The organism is Mesorhizobium sp. WSM4828 (genome assembly GCF_055811175.1).
This window is the reverse complement of record NZ_JBVVQK010000121.1, coordinates 1-341: the sequence shown is the minus strand read 5'-3', so window position 1 is coordinate 341 and position 341 is coordinate 1. Positions and strand designations below refer to the sequence as shown.

Annotated in this window: 1 protein-coding gene; it reads left to right on the top strand. The window is 63.0% G+C overall.

Annotation, left to right across the window (positions count from 1 at the left end; all coding sequences use genetic code 11):
• Positions 1 to 341, top strand: a 341-nt coding sequence (locus AC0L2X_RS32580; protein WP_473601234.1) for a 4Fe-4S dicluster domain-containing protein, incomplete at both ends; no start/stop codon positions are given.

The following is a 341-nucleotide window of genomic DNA, read 5'->3' as shown; positions in this document are numbered from 1 at the left end:
ACCACCTACACGTTCGGCGGACTGATGCGCGAGCAGGTCTGCACCTATATGTGCCCATGGCCGCGCATCCAGGCGGCTATGCTCGATGAGAATTCGCTCACCGTAACGTACAATGATTGGCGCGGCGAGCCGCGATCGCGCCACGCCAAGAAGGTGCTTGCCGCGGGGCAGCCGGTTGGAGACTGCGTCGATTGCAACGCCTGTGTCGCCGTCTGCCCGATGGGGATCGACATTCGCGACGGCCAGCAGCTTGAATGCATCACCTGCGCGCTCTGCATCGACGCTTGCGACGGCGTCATGGACAAGCTCGGCAAGGAGCGGGGACTGATCTCCTATGCGAC